This is a genomic window from Bradyrhizobium dasycarpum, from assembly GCF_042019905.1.
Taxonomy (GTDB): Bacteria; Pseudomonadota; Alphaproteobacteria; order Rhizobiales; family Xanthobacteraceae; genus Bradyrhizobium; species Bradyrhizobium japonicum_B.
In genome coordinates this window covers 2745362-2762271 of record NZ_CP169574.1, presented here as the reverse complement: position 1 = coordinate 2762271, position 16910 = coordinate 2745362, and the positions used below count along the sequence as shown (strand labels likewise).

The following is a 16910-nucleotide window of genomic DNA, read 5'->3' as shown; positions in this document are numbered from 1 at the left end:
TCACCCTGCCGCGCGATGGCGGCAGGCGGCACGTCCGGAGGCAAGTGGTGAACGTTTACATCTTGGTCGTTGACGACGAGCCCGACGTCGAGGCGCTGTTCCGGCAGCAGTTCCGACGCAAGCTGCGCGCCGGCCGCTTCCAGATGGAGTTCGCCACCTCCGCGCCCGATGCGCTCAAGCGCGCCGCCGAGATCCGCACCCCCTCGTTGATCCTGTCCGACGTCAACATGCCCGGCATGGGTGGGCTGGACATGCTGCCGAAGGTGCGTGCCGCGCATCCGGACGTTCCCGTCATCATGATCACGGCCTATGGCGATGCCGAGACGCGGCGGAAGGCGATCGAGCGCGGCGCCGTCGGGCTGCTCACCAAGCCGATCGACTTTGCCTTGCTGCGACAGGAGATCGACACGAGGCCTCGAGCAAGCCGCATGAGCACGACCATCCTCTTCGTCGACGACGAGCCGGATCCTCGAGGCGCTGGTCCTGCAAAAGTTCCGCAGGCAGATCCGCGACGGAGAGGTGACCATCATGTTCGCCCGCGACGGTCTCGAGGCGCTGGCCTCACTCGAGCAGAACCCGCAGGTCGACATGGTGGTTTCCGACATCAACATGCCCCGGATGGACGGGCTGTCGCTGCTGGCGAAGCTCCAGGAGGCCGAGGAGAAGAAATCAACCATCATCGTCTCCGCCTATGGCGACATGAGCAACATTCGAACCGCCATGAACCGCGGCGCGTTCGACTTCCTGACCAAGCCGATCGACTTCGCCGATCTGGAAGCCACGATCGGCAAAACGATCCGCCACGTCGAGATGCTGCACGAAGTGCGCCGGCGCCAGATGGAAGCCGAGCGCGCCCATGCCGCGCTGTCGCGTCATTTCTCGCCCGAGCTGGCCAAACGTCTGGCCGCCAGCGGCGAAGGCGAGGGGATCGAAGTGAAGTGGCGAGATGTCGCCACCATCTTCACCGACATTACGGGCTTCACCTCGCTGGTCGAGACCGCCCCGCCCGAGGCATTGGGCAAGCTGCTCAACGAGTATGTCGGCGGCATGACCGAGATCGTCTTCGCGCATGAAGGGACGGTCGCAAAGATCATCGGCGATGCGATCCAGGTGCTCTTCAACGCGCCCGGAGATCAGCCGGATTATGCCACGCGCGCGGTCGCTTGCGCTCATGCGCTCGATGCCTGGGCGGAGGAGTTCCGAGGCCGGCAACATGCGATGGGCATCACCTTTGGTGCGACCCGCATCGGCATTCACGCCGGGCCGGCGCTGGTCGGCAATTTCGGCGGCAACCGTTACTTCGACTACACCGCGTACGGAGATTCGATCAACATCGCGGCGCGGCTGGAGGCCGCCAACAAGCATCTGGGGACGCGCATCTGCGTCAGCGCCAGCGTTGCCGAAGCGGCTGAGAATTTCCAAGGGCGCCCCGTGGGTGAGCTGATGCTGCGCGGACGCAGCGAGCCGTTGCGCGCGTTCGAGCCGTTGCCGCCGGCAAAATACGAGGCGCCGGAAACCGCGCTGTATGCGGAGGCTTTCGCCAGGATGGCGGCCGGCGAGGCCGCGGCCATGCCTGCCTTTGCCGCGCTGGTCGGCGCGCATGCCGACGATTCCCTTGCCGGTTTTCACCTGAAGCGCCTGCTCAACGGCGCCAAGGGCATTCGCATGAAGCTTGAATAGGAGTTCGTCATGATCCGTGATTTCCCTTCTGGCAACTACCGCTTCATTCCATCCGTGTTTCAATATTCGGCGGGAGCCGCCGCGGATGACGGCTACGAGATCGAGCGCGTCCGCTTCGATCGTTGTGTCCCGCTCGCGGGAGGCTTTGCGCTTGCGGCGAAGTTCATCCAGGAAGCAGGGCGTCCGCTGACAGCGTTCTGCGCCTGCGAGCTGCGTTCGCCGGCGGCCTTCAGCGAGGAGGGCTTTCGCGCGTTCAACCTGCACTATGTCAAGACGCTGTCGGAATGGGGCATCTTCGACGGTACCACCAATCCGGTGGCGCGCAGCAATGTCTGTCCCGAGATCGATCCGCCCTCCGAACCGTCGTTCTATGCATTCTCATTCACGCGGCCGTCCCGCTCCAAGGCACCGTCTTTCGTGATCGCCGGCGGGGCCGAGGCGCGCGAGGGCAGCGGCACCTATGTCGAACGCACAGTGCGCTATCGCGATCTCAGCCCGGAGGGCCTGCGCGAGAAGGTGCGCTTCACCACCTCGCAGATGGAGAATCGGATGGCGGCGTTCGATTTTGGATGGAAAGACACGACCGGCGTCCAGGCCTATTCCGTCCACGACTTTCATCACGCGCTGGCCGACGAGTTGGTTCGCCGCGGCGCGCTGCGCTCCGGCCTGACCTGGCATTTCGCACGGCCGCCGGTGGTCGATCTGGAATACGAGATGGATTGCCGCCGCGTGATGCGGGAAGTCGTGATTTGAGATCCTTATCCTGAAGAGCGGTCAGCAGGCCGCGTCTCGAAGCATGGCCGCAGGCGACAGCGGGGCCTTCATGATTCGCCCGGCGATGCAAAGCATCGTCCGGAGGCGCGCGCTCCTCACCATGAGGTAACTTCTACCGCTGCCGCGGATCGAGCGCGTCGCGCAGGCCGTCGCCGAGCAGATTCAGCGACAGCACCACGAGAAAGATCGCAAGTCCCGGCCAGATCGCCATCCACGGCGCCTGTGTCAGGAAGCGTTGCGCGGCGTTCAGCATGCTGCCCCAGGACGGGGCCGGCGGTTGCTGGCCGAGCCCGAGGAACGACAGCGCAGCTTCGGCGATGATGGCGGCGGCGATCGAGAGCGTCGCCTGCACCAGCAGCGCGGGCAGGATGTTCGGCAGAATATGCGAGAGCGCGATCCGCCACGGCGGATTGCCGAGCGCGCGCGCCGCCTCGACATAGTCCTCGGCCTTGACCACGAGGACCTGGCCGCGGGTCAGGCGGATGAAGATCGGTGTTGCCGAAATGCCGATCGCGATCATGGCATTGCCGAGGCTCGGCCCGAGGAACGCAGCAAGCGCGATCGCCAGGATCAGGAACGGGCACGCCAGCATCGCGTCCGTGACCCGGCTGATCAGCGCATCGATGAAGCCGCCGCGATAACCGGCGAGGAGGCCGAGCGGAACGCCGATGCCGAGCGCGATCGCGACCGAGATGAGGCCCGCGAGCAGCGAGGCCCGCGCGCCGTAGACGATACGGCTGAGGATGTCGCGGCCGAGCTCGTCGGTACCGAACCAGTGCGCCGCATTGGGCGGCTTGCGCACCAGGCTCCAGCTCGTCGCGATGGGATCATAGGGCACGATGAGCGGGGCTAGCACGGCGAGCAGCATGAACATCGTGAGCACGATGAGGCCGAACACCGCCGCCTTCCGCTTGAACAGCCGCCGACGCGCGCGGCGGGCCGGGCTGTCCAGCTCGTCGGAATGCGTGAGAGGGCTCGGCAGCGCGGCGTCGGTCATGAATTTAGCCCCGAAGCCGCGGATTGACGAGGATGTAGGCGATGTCGGCCACGAGGTTCAGCGTGATGTAGATCGTGGCTGTTACCAGCACCACGCCCTGCACCACGGCATAATCGCGGTTGAACACGGCATCCACGATCAGCTTGCCGAAGCCGGGAATGGAGAAGATCTGCTCGGTCAGGACGGCGCCCGACAGCAGCGTGCCGAGCTCGAGCGCGCCGAGAGTGATGACAGGGGTCAGCGCATTGCGCATGGCGTGCTTGAGGATCACCGAGCGCTCCAACAGTCCCTTGGCGCGCGCGGTGCGAACGTAATCGCTTTCCAGCACCTGCAGCATGGCGCTGCGCGTATGCCGCATCAGGACAGCGGCAATCGCATTGCCGAGCACGAAGGCCGGCATGATGGTGACTGCCAGGCTGGCGCGCCAGTTCTCTGTGAGCGGCACGTAGCCGGACGCCGGCAGCCAGCCGAGCTCAATCGAGAACAGGAAGATCAGCATGATCCCGAGCCAGAAGTTCGGGGTCGAGATGCCCCACAGCGCAAACAGGTTCGCGCAATAGTCCCAGGCCGAACCCTTCTTCACGGCGGCGACGATGCCGGCGGGAATGCCGATCAGGAACGCGATCACGATCGCCATCGAGCCGAGCTGCAGGGTCACCGGCAGCTTCTGCGCGATCAGCTCGCGCACCGGCATCTTGTTGCGCAGCGACTCGCCGAAATCGCCCGAGAGGACGCCCTTGATCCAGTAGACGTACTGGACCGGCACGGGCTGATCGAGCCGGTACTGGCGGCGGATCTGCTCGATCACGGCCGGATCGCGCTCTTCGCCCGCCATCACCAGCGCAGGATCGCCCGGCAGCAATTGCTGCAGCGAGAAGATCAGCACCGAGACGAAGAACAGCGTCGGCACGATCTGCGCAAGGCGGCGGGCGAGGAAGTTCAGCATGGTCGCACCTGTGTCCAGGGCGCGGCGCAACATGAAATGTTGCGCCGCTGAACCGGGACCCAGCTTGCACGGTTCGTCGTCGCCGTGGGTCCCGGCTCTGCGAAGCAGCGCTTCCGCGCTGCGCCGCGTCCGGGACACGGACTGAGTTTCAGATCGATCACTTCAGCTTCAGCCCGATCACGCGCACGAGGCCGTCGGGCATCTGCTTGTAGCCTTCGAGCCTGGTCGTGTGCGCGATGATGATGCGGCGGTGGTAGAGGTAGAGCAGCGGCTCCTCCTCCTGCACCAGTTTGGCGAGCGTCTCATAGCTCGCCTTGCGCTTGGCGGGATCGGTGACCAGCCGCGCCTCCTCGAGCGCCTTGTCGGCCTGTGGGTTGTTCCATGCGCCGTAATTCTGCGGCGCGCCGTTGTGCAGGAACACGAAGGTGTTGCCGTCGGGATCGACGCGGCCGCTCCAGGCGAGCATGTAGGCCTGATAGTCGCCGGCCTCGGCCTGCTTCAGCCCGGTTGCGAATTCGGTGAGGCGTATTTTCATGTCGAACCCGGCTTCCGCCGCCATCGACTGGATCACCTGCGCTGGCGTCTCGGTTTCCGCGCCCTTGGGCACCAGGAAATCGACGCTGACCGGCGGCGTCACGCCGGCTTCCTTGAGCAGCGCCTTGGCCTTCTCGACGTTGCGGGGACGGACCGGAAGCGATTTCTGATAATAGGGGTGATCAGGGTTGACCCATTGGTTGCCGACCTGGAACTCGCCGTTGAACACGACCTGGTTGATCGCCTCGCGGTCGATGGCGAAGTCGAGCGCCTGGCGCACCTTGGCGGACTGGCTGAGCGGTCCCTTGGCCTTGTCCTTGCCGATGTTGAGCGTGAGACCCTGGTAGCCGAGCTCGATCGCGGTTGCGACCTTCAGGCGCGAGTCGGCGCGCACCTCCTTCAGATCAGTGGCGAGCACGCGCTCGATCAGGTCGAGGCCGCCGGATTTTAGATCTGCGAGCCGCACGGTGGCATCGACGATCGGCTGGAACACGATCTTGTCGATGAACACGTTGTCCTTGTTCCAGTAGTCCGCGAACTTCTCGAACACGATGCGGTCCTGCTGCACCCGCTCGACGAATCTGTAGGGGCCGGCGCAGACCGGGCGCAGGCCGAACTTGTCGCCGGCCTCTTTGGCCGCCTTCGGCGACATCATCATCCCGGCACGGTCGGTGAGCTGGGCGAGCAGCGGCGAGAACGGCGACTTCAGCACCAGCTTGACGGTGAGGGGATCGACGACCTCGATGTGATCGACCGAGGCCAGCTCCGGCTTGCGGAACGAGCCGGTGAACGTCAGATGGCGTTCCAGCGAGAACTTGACGGCCTCCGCATCGAGCGGCTCGCCGTCGTGGAATTTCACGCCGGGGCGCAACTTGATGACCAGGCCCTTGCCGTCGTCGACCGTCTCGCTCGACAGCGCGAGCTGCGGCACGATGTTGAGCTTCTCGTCGATGTCGAACAGCTTGTCGCAGAAGGCGGAGAACACGATGCGGCCGACATAGGTGCGCGCCATCGTGGGATCGAGGATATCGGGATCCTCGGCGAGGCCTATGCGAAGCGTGGTCTGAGCCTGCGCGGCTGCGATCGACAACAGGAGGGTGGCGGCCGTTGCGGCCAGGCGAAACATCTTCATCGGACAATCCCCATTGCTTCGGCTATTTCGTTGTGGACGCTGTGTCTTGTATACCAACCCCGGCGAAGGTCCGGCCTTCCGTCTTTTGGCTGAAGGCCGCGACCAATCTTGCAAGCGCCGGCGAAAATCCGCCGGCTACCGGCAGAATGGCATCGGCAGACGGCAGCTCTGCCGTGCGGTGACAGGCGGCGGCGTGGCCTTTGCCGTCCGCCGTGAGCTTCGGCGCCTCGCTGCGGCAACGCTCGATCACGAACGGGCAGCGGGTGTGGAAACGGCAGCCGGCCGGAGGATTGAGCGCGCTCGGGATTTCGCCCTCCAGCAGGACCGTCGTTCGTTTCGCCTTCGGCTGCGGCAGCGGGATCGCGGACAGAAGCGCCCGGCTGTAGGGATGACGTGGCGCGGCGAACAGCGCGTCGGCCTCCGCCGTCTCGACGATCTGGCCGAGATTCATCACCGCCACATGGTCGGCGATGTGCTTGACCACGGCGAGGTCGTGCGAGACGAAGATGTAGGCGAGGCCGAGCCGGTCCTGCAGCTCACGCAGCAGGTTGAGGATCTGCGCGCGGATCGAGACGTCGAGCGCCGAGACCGGCTCGTCGCAGATGATCAGCTTCGGCTCGACCGCGAGCGCGCGGGCGATGGCGATGCGCTGGCGCTGGCCGCCGGAGAATTCGTGCGGATAGCGCCGGGCCAGCCGCGGCTCCAGCCCGACCAGCCGCAGCAGCTCGGCGACGCGTGCGCGGCGCTGCGCCGGCGGCACGAGATCGTGCAGCGCCAGCGGTTCGGTCAGGATCTGGCCGACCGTCATGCGCGGGTTGAGCGAGGCATAGGGGTCCTGGAAGATGATCTGCGCCTCGCGGCGGAACGCGCGCAAGCCGCCGGCGTCGAGCGCGAGCAGGTCGCGGCCGTCGAACCGCACCGTGCCCGAATCCGGCTCGATCAGCCGCAGCACCAGGCGGCTGATCGTGGATTTGCCGCAGCCAGATTCGCCGACCAGCGCCAGTGTCTTGCCGGCCTGAAGCGAGAAGGAAACACCATCGACCGCCTTGACGTGCGCCAGCGGCCGGCCGAACAGCGAGCGCTGGGCGACGAAATGCTTGACCAGGCCGTTGACCTCGAGCAGCGCGGTCATCGTGTCTGCTCCTCGCGGATGCAGGTCCCGTGTCCCGGGCGCGGCGCAACATGCAATGTTGCGCCGCTGAACCGGGACCCAGTCTGCGGCGCGATGGGCCCCGGTACAGCGGGGCACCACGGCGCTTCGCTTGTGCTGCGCCGCGGCCGGGGCACAAGAGAGGAGACGGCCGCCATCACGCCACCAGACGTTCGAGCGGCGCGCGGATGCAGCGCGAGAGGTGACCGGGGCTGACTTCCAGCAGCGGCGGCGGCGCCTTCGTACAGGCGTCCAGCACGAATGGGCAGCGCGCCGCGAAACGGCAGCCGGCCGGCGGCTGCGCCATGTTCGGCACCATGCCTTCGATCGTCGCAAGCTGCTCGGCACGATGGTCGAGCCGCGGGATCGAGCCGAGCAGGCCCACTGTGTAAGGATGCTGCGGGGCGGAGAACAGCTCATCCACCGGCGCCCGCTCGACGATCTCGCCGGCATACATCACCGCGACCTCGTCGCAGACTTCGGCGACGACGCCGAGATCGTGGGTGATCAGGATGATGGCGGCGCCGCTGGCCGCCTTCAGCTCGCGCATCAGCTCCAGGATCTGGGCCTGCAGGGTGACGTCGAGTGCCGTGGTCGGCTCGTCCGCGATCAGGAGGTGCGGATCGCAGGCCAGCGCCATCGCGATCATCACGCGCTGACGCATGCCGCCCGACAGCTTGTGCGGATATTCGTCGATGCGCCGTTCGGGCGAGGGGATGTGGACGCGGCGCAACAGCTCGATCGTCCGCTCGCGCGCGCTTTTCCGCGAGCCGCCGCGATGGCGCAAGATGGTCTCGATGATCTGGTCGCCGATCGTGAAGCTCGGATTGAGCGAGGTCATCGGCTCCTGGAAGATCATCGCGAGCCGGTTGCCGCGCAAATCGCGCAGGGTGTGGTCCGTCGTCCGCAGCAGATCGAGGCCGTCGAAGCGGATCGCGCCGGTTATTTCCGCGCTTTGCTTCGGCAGGAGGCCCATGATCGCGAGCGACGTCACGCTCTTGCCGCAGCCGGATTCGCCGACGAGGCCCAGCGTCGCGCCGTTGGCCACGCTGAGATCGACGCTGTCGACCGCGTGGGTGATGCGGCCGTCGTCGCCGTGGAAACGGATGCGCAGGTCCCTGATCTCGATGAGAGGGCTCGTGCTCATGACTGGCTTGCGCGTGCGGCTGCGATGCTGGCGTCGATGACGCTGCGATCGGTGTTGCCGGCCGGGTTCTTTCGCGTCGGCATCGACGCGCGAAAGTGCACCCAGAGCTCATGGCTGACGCGTTCGAGCCGTTCGAGCTCGCCGAGCGGGTCGGGATGATCGTCGGCGCGAATGTCCAGCACCGGCCATTCCTCCTCGCCGTGGATCAGCAGCGCCGCGGACTGCTTGCCGCGCTTGTCGCCGCCGGCGGCTTCCCCTGCGCGCATCGCCGCGAGCAGGCGGCGCGGGAAGGGCAGGCTGTCATTGGCGAGATAGGTCTTTGCCGTCTCGGCAAGCACGTCGGCGCCCGCGAGCATGTTGCCGGCGATCGAATAGCCGCTGCCTGCGACATGCCCGCACCAGTCGACGCAGTCGCGGCCGGTATGCGCTGCGATTGCGCCGCTCGCATCCATGATGTGAACCTGCCGGCTTTCGCGGCCCTCGTCCGCCGCGAGCAGCGTTGCGAGCACGTCGTGGACGTTGAGACCCTCGCGCAGCAACTTGACCCCGTCGATGCCGTAATAGGGATTGACGAAGGCCTGCGTCGCGATCGCGCCGAGGCCGACCGCGATATAGGGCACGCGGGCGCCGACGGCGAAGAAACGGGTCGCGACCGCGATGCCGAACTGGCCGGTGGCAGGATCTTTCGCGATGATCGACCAGGTCATGTGCGCCCTATCAGCGTCCCGCGGCGTAACCTTGCATGCCGCGCGGATTGGCGGCGGCGCGCCGGCGCGGACCGACACGCGAGGCCGCGGTGAGGCGGCCTTCGGACCAGTCGGGGCCGACCTCGACGACGTGCCCGCGCTCGCGCAGGTTCTCGATCGTTGCCTTGGGCACACGGTTCTCGACCACGAGCACGCCGGGGCGCGCGGTGCGTGGCCAGAACGAGATCGGGAAATGCTCGGAGTGCCAGGCCGGCGCGTCGATCGCCTCCTGGAGATTGAGGTTGCAATGGACGTGGCGCAGGAAGAACTGGGTGATCCACTGATCCTGCTGATCGCCGCCGGGCGAGCCCCAGGCGAGGTACGGCTCGCCGTCGCGCAGCGCCATGCTCGGCGACAGCGTGGTGCGCGGCCGCTTGCCGGGCGCCAGCGAACTCGGCTGGTTCTCTTCCAAATCGAACATCTGAGCGCGGCTGCCGAGGCAGAAACCCAGCTCGGGAATGACGGGCGAGGATTGCAGCCAGCCACCGGACGGCGTCGACGACACCATGTTGCCGGCCTTGTCGATGATGTCGAAATGCACGGTGTCGCCGCGCACCTCGCCGAAGCGCCCCACGGTCGGCTCGCCCGCGCCCAAAGCGCCAACGGCCTCGCGTTGGCCTTCTGCGCGGCGCAGCTTGACGACGCCGCCGAAGCCCTCGACTGCGCCGGGCCGGAGATCGAGCGAAGCCTTCTCGGTCACGAGCTTGCGGCGCTCGTCATTATACGCATCCGACAGCAGCGTCCCGATCGGGATTTCGCTGAATTTCGGATCGCCGTAGAACTTCTCGCGGTCGGCGAAGGCGAGCTTGGCGCATTCGATCTGGAGATGGATGAACTCCGGCCCGGTCGAGTCGAGCCCGTCGAGCGCAAAGCCCTTGAGCAACGCAAGCTGCTGCAGCGTCACCGGGCCCTGGCTCCAGACGCCGGCCTTGCACACGGTGTAGCGGCCGTAATCGTAGGTAAGCGGCGCCTCGATGGTCGGCTGCCAGCGCGCCATGTCGTCGGCGGAAAGCACGCCGCGATGCGGCGAGCCGCTGACGTCCATCACCTCCTGGGTTCGGCAGAACCGGTCGATGGCCTCGGCGACGAAGCCTTGCGACCAGGCTTTGCGCGCGCGCTCGATTTCAGCATCGCGGCCACCGCCACCGCTTTCCGCTTCGCTCAGGATCCGGGCGTAGGTCGCAGCCAGTGTCTTGTTGGTGAACAGCGTGCCGGGCGTCGGCACCTCGCCGTTCGGCAGGTAGACGGCGGCCGAGGTCGGCCAGTGCTTGCGGAACAATTGCTCGACGGTCTGGATCGTGGCGCAGGCGCGCTCCACCAGCGGGTAGCCGTCGCGTGCATAGGAGATCGCGGGCTCCAGCACGTCGCGCACGCGCATTGTGCCGTAGTCGCGCAACAGCATCATCCAGGATTCGAACGTGCCGGGGACGCAGGCCGCGAGCAGGCCGGTGCCCGGCACCATGTCTAGGCCCTCGCTCCTGTAGTGCGCGATTGTGGCGCGCGCCGGCGCCGGGCCCTGGCCGCAGATCACCTCGGTGCGGCCGCGCTTCACATCGTGCACGATGACGGGCACGTCGCCGCCGGGGCCGTTCAGATGCGGCTCGACCACCTGGAGCGCGAAGGCGGTGGCGACGCCGGCGTCGAAGGCGTTGCCGCCTTTCTCGAGGATGGCCATGCCGATTGCGGTCGCGATCCAGTGCGTGGTGGCGAGGACCCCGAACGTGCCCTCGATCTCGGGGCGCGTCGTAAAGGGATCGGGATTGACGTTGCTGGCCATCGGATACCTCATTTGCGGCGCGCGCAATTGATCACAGAGGCAGGCCGCCGCCAAATGCGCAGGCTGCATGGCACGCGCGCGTCACGCCGGGACCGGCGCGGTGTTGACCGCATGGCAGGCGACGCCGCCGATCAGTTCCGGGGCCTCCTTGCGGCAGAGATTGAACGCCAGCGGGCAGCGCGGGTTGAAGGCGCAGCCGGAGGGCGGGTTGATCGGGTTCGGGATCTCGCCTTTCACCGGAATGCGCTGGCGGCCGCTCATGGCAAGGTCGGGCACGGCACCCAGCAGCATCTTGGTGTAGGGCATGCGCGGATTGGCGAACAGCTCGCGTCCCTCCGCGATCTCGACGATGCGGCCGAGATACATCACGCCGACGCGGCTTGCCATGTGGCGGACCACGGCGAGGTTGTGGCTAATGAACATGTAGGTCAGGCCGAACTTGTCCTGGAGGTCGCGCATCAGGTTGAGGATCTGCGCCTGCACCGAGACGTCGAGCGCGGAAGTCGGCTCGTCGCAGACGATGAACTCGGCATCGGAGGCGAGCGCCCGCGCAATCGCGATGCGCTGACGCTGGCCGCCGGAGAATTCATGCGGAAACTTCAGCCGGTCGTCGGGATGCAGGCCAACCAGCGTGAGCAGCTCGGCGACGCGGGCCCGGATGTCACGCTCGCCCTGGATCAGGTCGAAGGCGCGGATCGGCTCGGAGATGATGGCGTCGACGCGGAAGCGCGGGTTCAGGCTGGCATAGGGATCCTGGAAGATCATCTGGATGCGGCGGCGCAGCTTCCGCCGCGCCGGCGCCTGCCGCGGATCCGTCATCGAGACGCCGTCGATCAGGACGTCGCCGGCGCTCGGCGGCAGCAGCCCGACGACCATCCGCGCCACCGTGGTCTTGCCCGAACCGGACTCGCCGACCAGCGCAAAGGTCTCACCCTTCCTGATGTCGAAGGTGACGTGATCGACCGCCTTGAGATATTCGAGGTGCCCGCCCTCGAGCACGCGGTTGAGCCAGGGTTTCGAGACGTCGAACACCCGGCGCAGATTTGTGGCCTGAACGAAGGGGGCGTTCATGCCGCGCTCTCCGCCGGCACGTTGTCGTAGAGGTGGCAGGCGACCGATTGTGTGCCGCGCGGCAGCGGCTCCGGCCGCTCGACCCGGCAGCGGTCGAAGGCGAAGGCGCAGCGCGGATTGAACGAACAGCCGCGCGGGATCGCCGAGAGGCGCGGCATCGAACCGGGGATTTGCTGGAGGCGCTTGTCGTCGCCGGCCAGCGTCGGAATCGCGCCCATCAAGCCCTTGGCGTAGGGGTGCAGCGGATTTCTGACGACATCCTGCACCGGACCGATCTCGGCGACACGGCCGGCATACATCACCGCGACGCGGTCCGAGGTCTCCGCGATCACGCCCATGTCGTGCGTCACCAGCATCACGGCGGTGCCGTGATCGCGGCCGAGCCGCTTGATCAGCGAGATGATCTGCGCCTGCACGGAGACGTCGAGCGCGGTGGTCGGCTCGTCGGCGATGATCAGCTCGGGCTCGGCGCAGATCGCGAGCGCGATCACGACGCGCTGACGCATGCCGCCGGAGAATTCGTGCGGATAGCCGTCGATGCGCCTGTCCGGCGCGGGGATGCCGACCTCGGCGAGCAGGTCGATGGCGCGGCGGCGGGCGGCGGATTCGGACAGGTCCAGGTGGGTCCTGATCGTCTCCACGATCTGGTCGCCGACCCGGTAGAGCGGATTGAGCGAGGTGAGGGGATCCTGGAAGATCATGCCGATCCGCTTGCCCCGGATGCGGCGCATCTCCTCCGGCGGCAGATGGTCGATGCGCTGGCCGGCAAGACGTATCTCGCCGCCGGCGATGCGGCCGGGGGGATCAATCAGGCCGATCACGGCAAGACCAGTGACAGATTTGCCGGCGCCGGATTCGCCGACCACGCCCAGCACCTCGCCCTTGGCGATGTCGAAGGAGACGCCGTCGATAGCGCGCAGCGTGCCGCGGCGGGAGGCGAACTCCACCTGGAGGTTGCGTACGGAGAGGATTGGTTCGGTCATGAGCGAGGCGGACTCATCGAAGTGTTGCTCATCGGAGTTTCGGATTGAGCGCGTCGCGCAGCCAGTCGCCCAGCAAATTGATCGACAGGATCAGCCCGGCGAGCGCCAGGCCCGGGAAGGCGACAATCCACCATTCGCCGGCGAACAGGTAATTGTTACCGATGCGGATCAGCGTGCCGAGCGACGGCATCGTGTCGGGCAGGCCGACGCCCAGGAAGGACAGCGTCGCCTCGGTGATGATGGCGAGCGCCAGGTTGATGGTGGCGATGACCAGGATCGGTCCCATTGTGTTGGGCAGCACGTGGCGCAGCATGATCGTCGGCGCCGGCAGGCCGATCAGCTGCGCGGCAGCCACGTAATCCTTGTTCTTCTCGACCATCACGGAGCCGCGCACCGTTCGGGCATAGCCCACCCAGAAACTCAGGCCGATCGAGATCACCAGCACCACGAGCATGCTGGTGGCATCCAGCCGGTTGCCGAAGATGGATTTGGCGATGCCATTGACCAGCAGCGCGATCAGAATGGCGGGAAAGGTGAGCTGCACGTCGGCGATCCGCATGATCACGCCGTCGACCGCGCCGCCGAAATAGCCGGCGATCAGGCCGAGCGCGATGCCGAGCGCGCCGGCGAAGATCACGCCGGCGACGCCCACCGCGAGCGAGATGCGCATCCCGTAGAGGATGGCGGAGAAGACGTCGCGGCCCTGCTCGTCGGTGCCGAGCAGGAACGGGCTCTGGCCGTCGGCGGTCCAGAGCGGCGAGATGCGCGAGTTCATCAACTGGAGCTGCGCCGGATCGAACGGGTTCTGCACCGCGAGGGCGGATGCGAAGATCGCGAGCAGGAAGAACAGCACGGTGATGGCCGCCGCCACCATGGTCAGCTTGGAACGGCGAAACGAATAGAAGATGTCGCTGTCGAGCGCGCGGCTCAGCCAGCTGCGGCCGACGTGGGCGGGCGGCGTGCTCTGCTCGTCGGGATTGGAGGCGACTGCGTCGGACATGCAGGGCTGCCTTATGAGGCGCGGCCGACGGTCGCGCGGAGGCGCGGATCGACCACGGAGTAGAGGATGTCGACCACCAGGTTGATGGTGACGAAGATCAGCGAAACCATCAGCAGGTAGGCGGCCATGATCGGGATGTCGACGTTTTGCACGGCCTGCACGAACAGAAGTCCCATGCCCGGCCATTGGAACACGGTTTCGGTGATGATCGAAAATGCAATAACCGAGCCAAACTGGAGTCCGGCCACCGTGATCACGGGAATCAGCGTGTTCTTCAGCGCGTGGCCGAAATGGATGGCGCGGGTGGTCAACCCCCGGGCACGGGCGAAGCGGATATAGTCGGTTCGCAGCACCTCCAGCATCTCCGCCCGCACCAGCCGCATGATCAAGGTCATCTGGAACAGGCCGAGGGTGATCGAGGGCATGATCAATGCCTTCAATCCCGACAGCGTGAGCAGGCCCGTGCTCCACCAGCCGAGCTTGACCACCTCGCCGCGGCCGAACGAGGGCAACCAGCCCAATGTCACGGCGAACAGGTAGATCAGCAGAATGCCGATCAGGAAAGTCGGCAACGAGATGCCGACAAGCGAAACCGCCTGGAACAGCTTGGCCAGCATGGTGTCGCGCCGGAGCGCCGAATAGACCCCCATCAGAATCCCGAACACCATTGCAAAGACGGTGGCGCAGATCGCAAGTTCCAGCGTGGCGGGCATCCGCTCCATCAACAAAGTCGAGACCGGCTGCCGGAACTGATAGGAGACGCCGAACTTGAACTGCGCGGCATCGGCGAAGTAGCGCACGAACTGCACCGGCACGGGATCGTCGAGCCCGAGCGATTTACGCACGATTTCGCGTTCGGCCGCCGATGTGTCGATCGAGACGATCTGGTTGACGGGGTCGCCGGCGAAACGGAACATCGAGAAGGCGATGATGCCCACGGCGAACATGACGCCGATGGCCTGAACGGCGCGGCGAAGCGTGAAAGCGAGCATGCCTTCCACTATCCTTGGGTGCGTGCGGCCGACGACTTCGTCAGCCGGAAAAAGGAAAGGTCCCGGCCGCCTGGTGCGCCGGGACCTCGTGTTCGACTGACGCTATTCCTTCTTGGTCGCCCAGTGGAACATGACCAGATTGTCGGCGCGCTGCGGCAGGTTGACCTTCTTCGATACGCCCCAGGCCAGTGCCTGCTGATGCAGCGGAATGTAGGCCCAGTCCTTGATGCTGATGTCGTAGGCCTGCTTGATCAGCTGGTTGCGCTTGGCGGTGTCGGTCTCCACCAGCACCTTGTCGGTGATGGCGTCGAATTCCTTGTTGCAATAACCGCCGAGATTGGCCTCGCCGCGCGAGGATTTCGCATCGTCGCGGCAGCCCATGATGTCGTACAGCACGTTGTGCGAGTCCATCGTGCTCGGCGTCCAGCCCAAGAGGTAGAACGAAGTCTGGTAGCCGCCTTGCTTGAGCACCTTGGCGAAGTACTGCGCCTTCGGCTGCGCCAGGAGATTGATCTTGACGCCGATGCGGGCGAGCATGCCGACGACGGCCTGGCAGATCGCGGCGTCGTTGACGTAGCGATCGTTCGGGCAATCCATCGTGACCTCGAAGCCGTCGGGATAGCCCGCTTCGGTCAGGAGCTTCTTGGCGCCGTCAGGATCGAATTTCGGCCGCGTGAACTCCTTGGACAGCGCAAACAGTTCCGGCGCGATCATCAGCGCCGACGGCGTCGACAGTCCGCGCATCACGCGCGTCTTGATCAGCTCGATGTCGATCGCCTTGTAGAAGGCTTCGCGGACTCGGGCGTCCTTGAACGGGTTCTTGCCTTTGATGTTGGAGTAGAGCAGCTCATCGCGCGTCTGGTCGAAGCCGATGAAGATGGTGCGCAGCTCCGGCCCCTTCAGCACCTGGGCGTTCGGGCTGGAATCGACGCGGGAGATGTCCTGGATCGGCACCGGCTCGATGACGTCGACTTCGCCGGAGAGCAGTGCGGCGACGCGGGTGGCGTCGGAGGAAATCGGGGTGAAGACGATCTCCTTCAGGTTACCTTCCACCTTGCCCCAGTAATTGGGATTGGCCTTGAACACCGTCTTCACGCCGGGCTGATGGCTTTCGATGATGAAGGGACCGGTGCCGTTCTCGTGCAGCGAGGCGTAGCTGGGCGTGGTCGCCGCCACCGGCGTCGGATCGACGACGTTGTTCGCCTCGGCCCATTTCTTGTCCATGATGTACCAGACATCCCACGAATTGTGCAGGATGGGATTGGGGGAGGGCAGGACGAAGTCGACGGTGTAGTCGTCGACCTTGACGACCTTGACGTCGGGCGCAAGACGGGTCTGCATGTTGGACCCCTTCTTGCGGACGCGATCGGCCGAGAACACGACGTCGTCGGCGGTGAAGGGGTCGCCGTTGTGGAACTTCACGCCCTTGCGCAAATGGAAGCGCCATCGGGTCGGCTCTGGAGTTTCCCAGCTCTCCGCCAGCGCGGGAATGATCTTGAGGTCCTTGTCGCGCGCGGTGAGGCCCTGGTAGACGTGACCGAGATGCGCGTGGGTCGTGCTCTCGTTGAGCGTGTAGGGATCAAGGGACTTCAGGTCACCCTGGTTGGCATAACGGAGCGTTTGGCTCGACGCCGGCGTGACCGCCAACGCAAGCGTACCGGCGAGCGTCGTCGCAAACAGACTTCGACCTAGTGACATTCTTGACCCTCTCCACTCTGCCATGCCGATGATTTTTGATTGTTCGGCGGGGCTGATTGATCCATGTTGCCCAGAGTTCTCGACCGGTGCAAGCGCCATTCCAGCAAGGAACGCGCCAAGTTGCGCCGCTGTGCAGCAATGCAGACCATGCCGCCCGGCATGGAAGATCGCTTCTTTCGACTTTGGTTGACCATACCGGCCGATTGCGGCACGGCTCGCGCCGAGCCTGCGTCAGGTCGCTTGCGTCGCAGCACAACTCGCGGCGATACTCCGACAGGTCGCT

13 protein-coding genes and 2 pseudogenes are annotated in these 16910 nt (G+C 65.8%); 3 read left to right on the top strand and 12 right to left on the bottom strand.

The annotated features are described in order from the left end of the window. The first annotated feature begins 47 nt into the window (after nucleotides 1-47). The 3 genes and pseudogenes from ACETMP_RS13460 (at nucleotide 48) to ACETMP_RS13450 (ending at nucleotide 2433) form a co-directional block, all read left to right on the top strand. Nucleotides 48-432: pseudogene (locus ACETMP_RS13460) on the top strand (response regulator). Next, nucleotides 429-1680, top strand: a pseudogene (locus tag ACETMP_RS13455) (adenylate/guanylate cyclase domain-containing protein). Before ACETMP_RS13460 ends, ACETMP_RS13455 begins: the two co-directional pseudogenes overlap by 4 nt. 9 nt (nucleotides 1681-1689) lie before the next feature. Beyond that, nucleotides 1690-2433: a hypothetical protein gene (locus tag ACETMP_RS13450; protein ID WP_375161304.1), complete on the top strand. Its 744-nt coding sequence runs from the start codon at nucleotides 1690-1692 to the stop codon at nucleotides 2431-2433. Between the two features lie 133 nt (nucleotides 2434-2566). On the opposite strand, the gene ACETMP_RS13445 is transcribed toward ACETMP_RS13450, so the two are convergent. From ACETMP_RS13445 to ACETMP_RS13390, 12 genes are all read right to left on the bottom strand, one after another. Beyond that, complete coding sequence (locus tag ACETMP_RS13445; protein WP_375161303.1) at nucleotides 2567-3451, bottom strand: ABC transporter permease; 885 nt, start codon at nucleotides 3449-3451, stop codon at nucleotides 2567-2569. Between the two features lie 4 nt (nucleotides 3452-3455). Then, nucleotides 3456-4397, bottom strand: coding sequence for an ABC transporter permease (locus tag ACETMP_RS13440; protein ID WP_375161900.1), 942 nt, complete (start codon nucleotides 4395-4397; stop codon nucleotides 3456-3458). A 157-nt stretch (nucleotides 4398-4554) separates the two neighbouring features. Then, entirely contained in the window at nucleotides 4555-6063 is a 1509-nt protein-coding gene (locus tag ACETMP_RS13435; RefSeq protein WP_375161302.1) for an ABC transporter substrate-binding protein, read from the bottom strand. A gap of 22 nt (nucleotides 6064-6085) precedes the next feature. Further along, entirely contained in the window at nucleotides 6086-7195 is a 1110-nt protein-coding gene (locus tag ACETMP_RS13430) for an ABC transporter ATP-binding protein (RefSeq protein WP_375161301.1), read from the bottom strand. A 175-nt stretch (nucleotides 7196-7370) separates the two neighbouring features. Further along, nucleotides 7371-8360 carry an ABC transporter ATP-binding protein gene (locus ACETMP_RS13425; RefSeq protein ID WP_375161300.1) on the bottom strand — a complete coding sequence of 330 codons (990 nt, stop codon included), beginning with the start codon at nucleotides 8358-8360 and terminating at the stop codon, nucleotides 7371-7373. Next, nucleotides 8357-9067 carry a DUF1028 domain-containing protein gene (locus tag ACETMP_RS13420; protein ID WP_375161299.1) on the bottom strand — a complete coding sequence of 237 codons (711 nt, stop codon included), beginning with the start codon at nucleotides 9065-9067 and terminating at the stop codon, nucleotides 8357-8359. Before ACETMP_RS13420 ends, ACETMP_RS13425 begins: the two co-directional genes overlap by 4 nt. A 10-nt stretch (nucleotides 9068-9077) precedes the next feature. Beyond that, nucleotides 9078-10883 (bottom strand): gamma-glutamyltransferase family protein, encoded by a 1806-nt coding sequence (locus ACETMP_RS13415; RefSeq protein ID WP_375161298.1) that lies wholly within the window; start codon nucleotides 10881-10883, stop codon nucleotides 9078-9080. Nucleotides 10884-10964: 81 nt separating this feature from the next. Next, complete coding sequence (locus tag ACETMP_RS13410) at nucleotides 10965-11954, bottom strand: ABC transporter ATP-binding protein (protein ID WP_375161297.1); 990 nt, start codon at nucleotides 11952-11954, stop codon at nucleotides 10965-10967. Continuing rightward, nucleotides 11951-12937, bottom strand: a complete 987-nt coding sequence (locus ACETMP_RS13405) for an ABC transporter ATP-binding protein (protein WP_375161296.1) — start codon at nucleotides 12935-12937, stop codon at nucleotides 11951-11953. Before ACETMP_RS13405 ends, ACETMP_RS13410 begins: the two co-directional genes overlap by 4 nt. Before the next feature lie 28 nt (nucleotides 12938-12965). Further along, on the bottom strand, nucleotides 12966-13937 hold the full coding sequence (locus tag ACETMP_RS13400) for an ABC transporter permease (protein ID WP_375161295.1): 972 nt from the start codon (nucleotides 13935-13937) through the stop codon (nucleotides 12966-12968). A gap of 11 nt (nucleotides 13938-13948) precedes the next feature. Continuing rightward, nucleotides 13949-14929, bottom strand: a complete 981-nt coding sequence (locus tag ACETMP_RS13395) for an ABC transporter permease (protein WP_375161294.1) — start codon at nucleotides 14927-14929, stop codon at nucleotides 13949-13951. Between the two features lie 102 nt (nucleotides 14930-15031). After that, nucleotides 15032-16627 (bottom strand): ABC transporter substrate-binding protein, encoded by a 1596-nt coding sequence (locus ACETMP_RS13390; protein WP_375161293.1) that lies wholly within the window; start codon nucleotides 16625-16627, stop codon nucleotides 15032-15034. Nucleotides 16628-16910 lie beyond the last annotated feature (283 nt).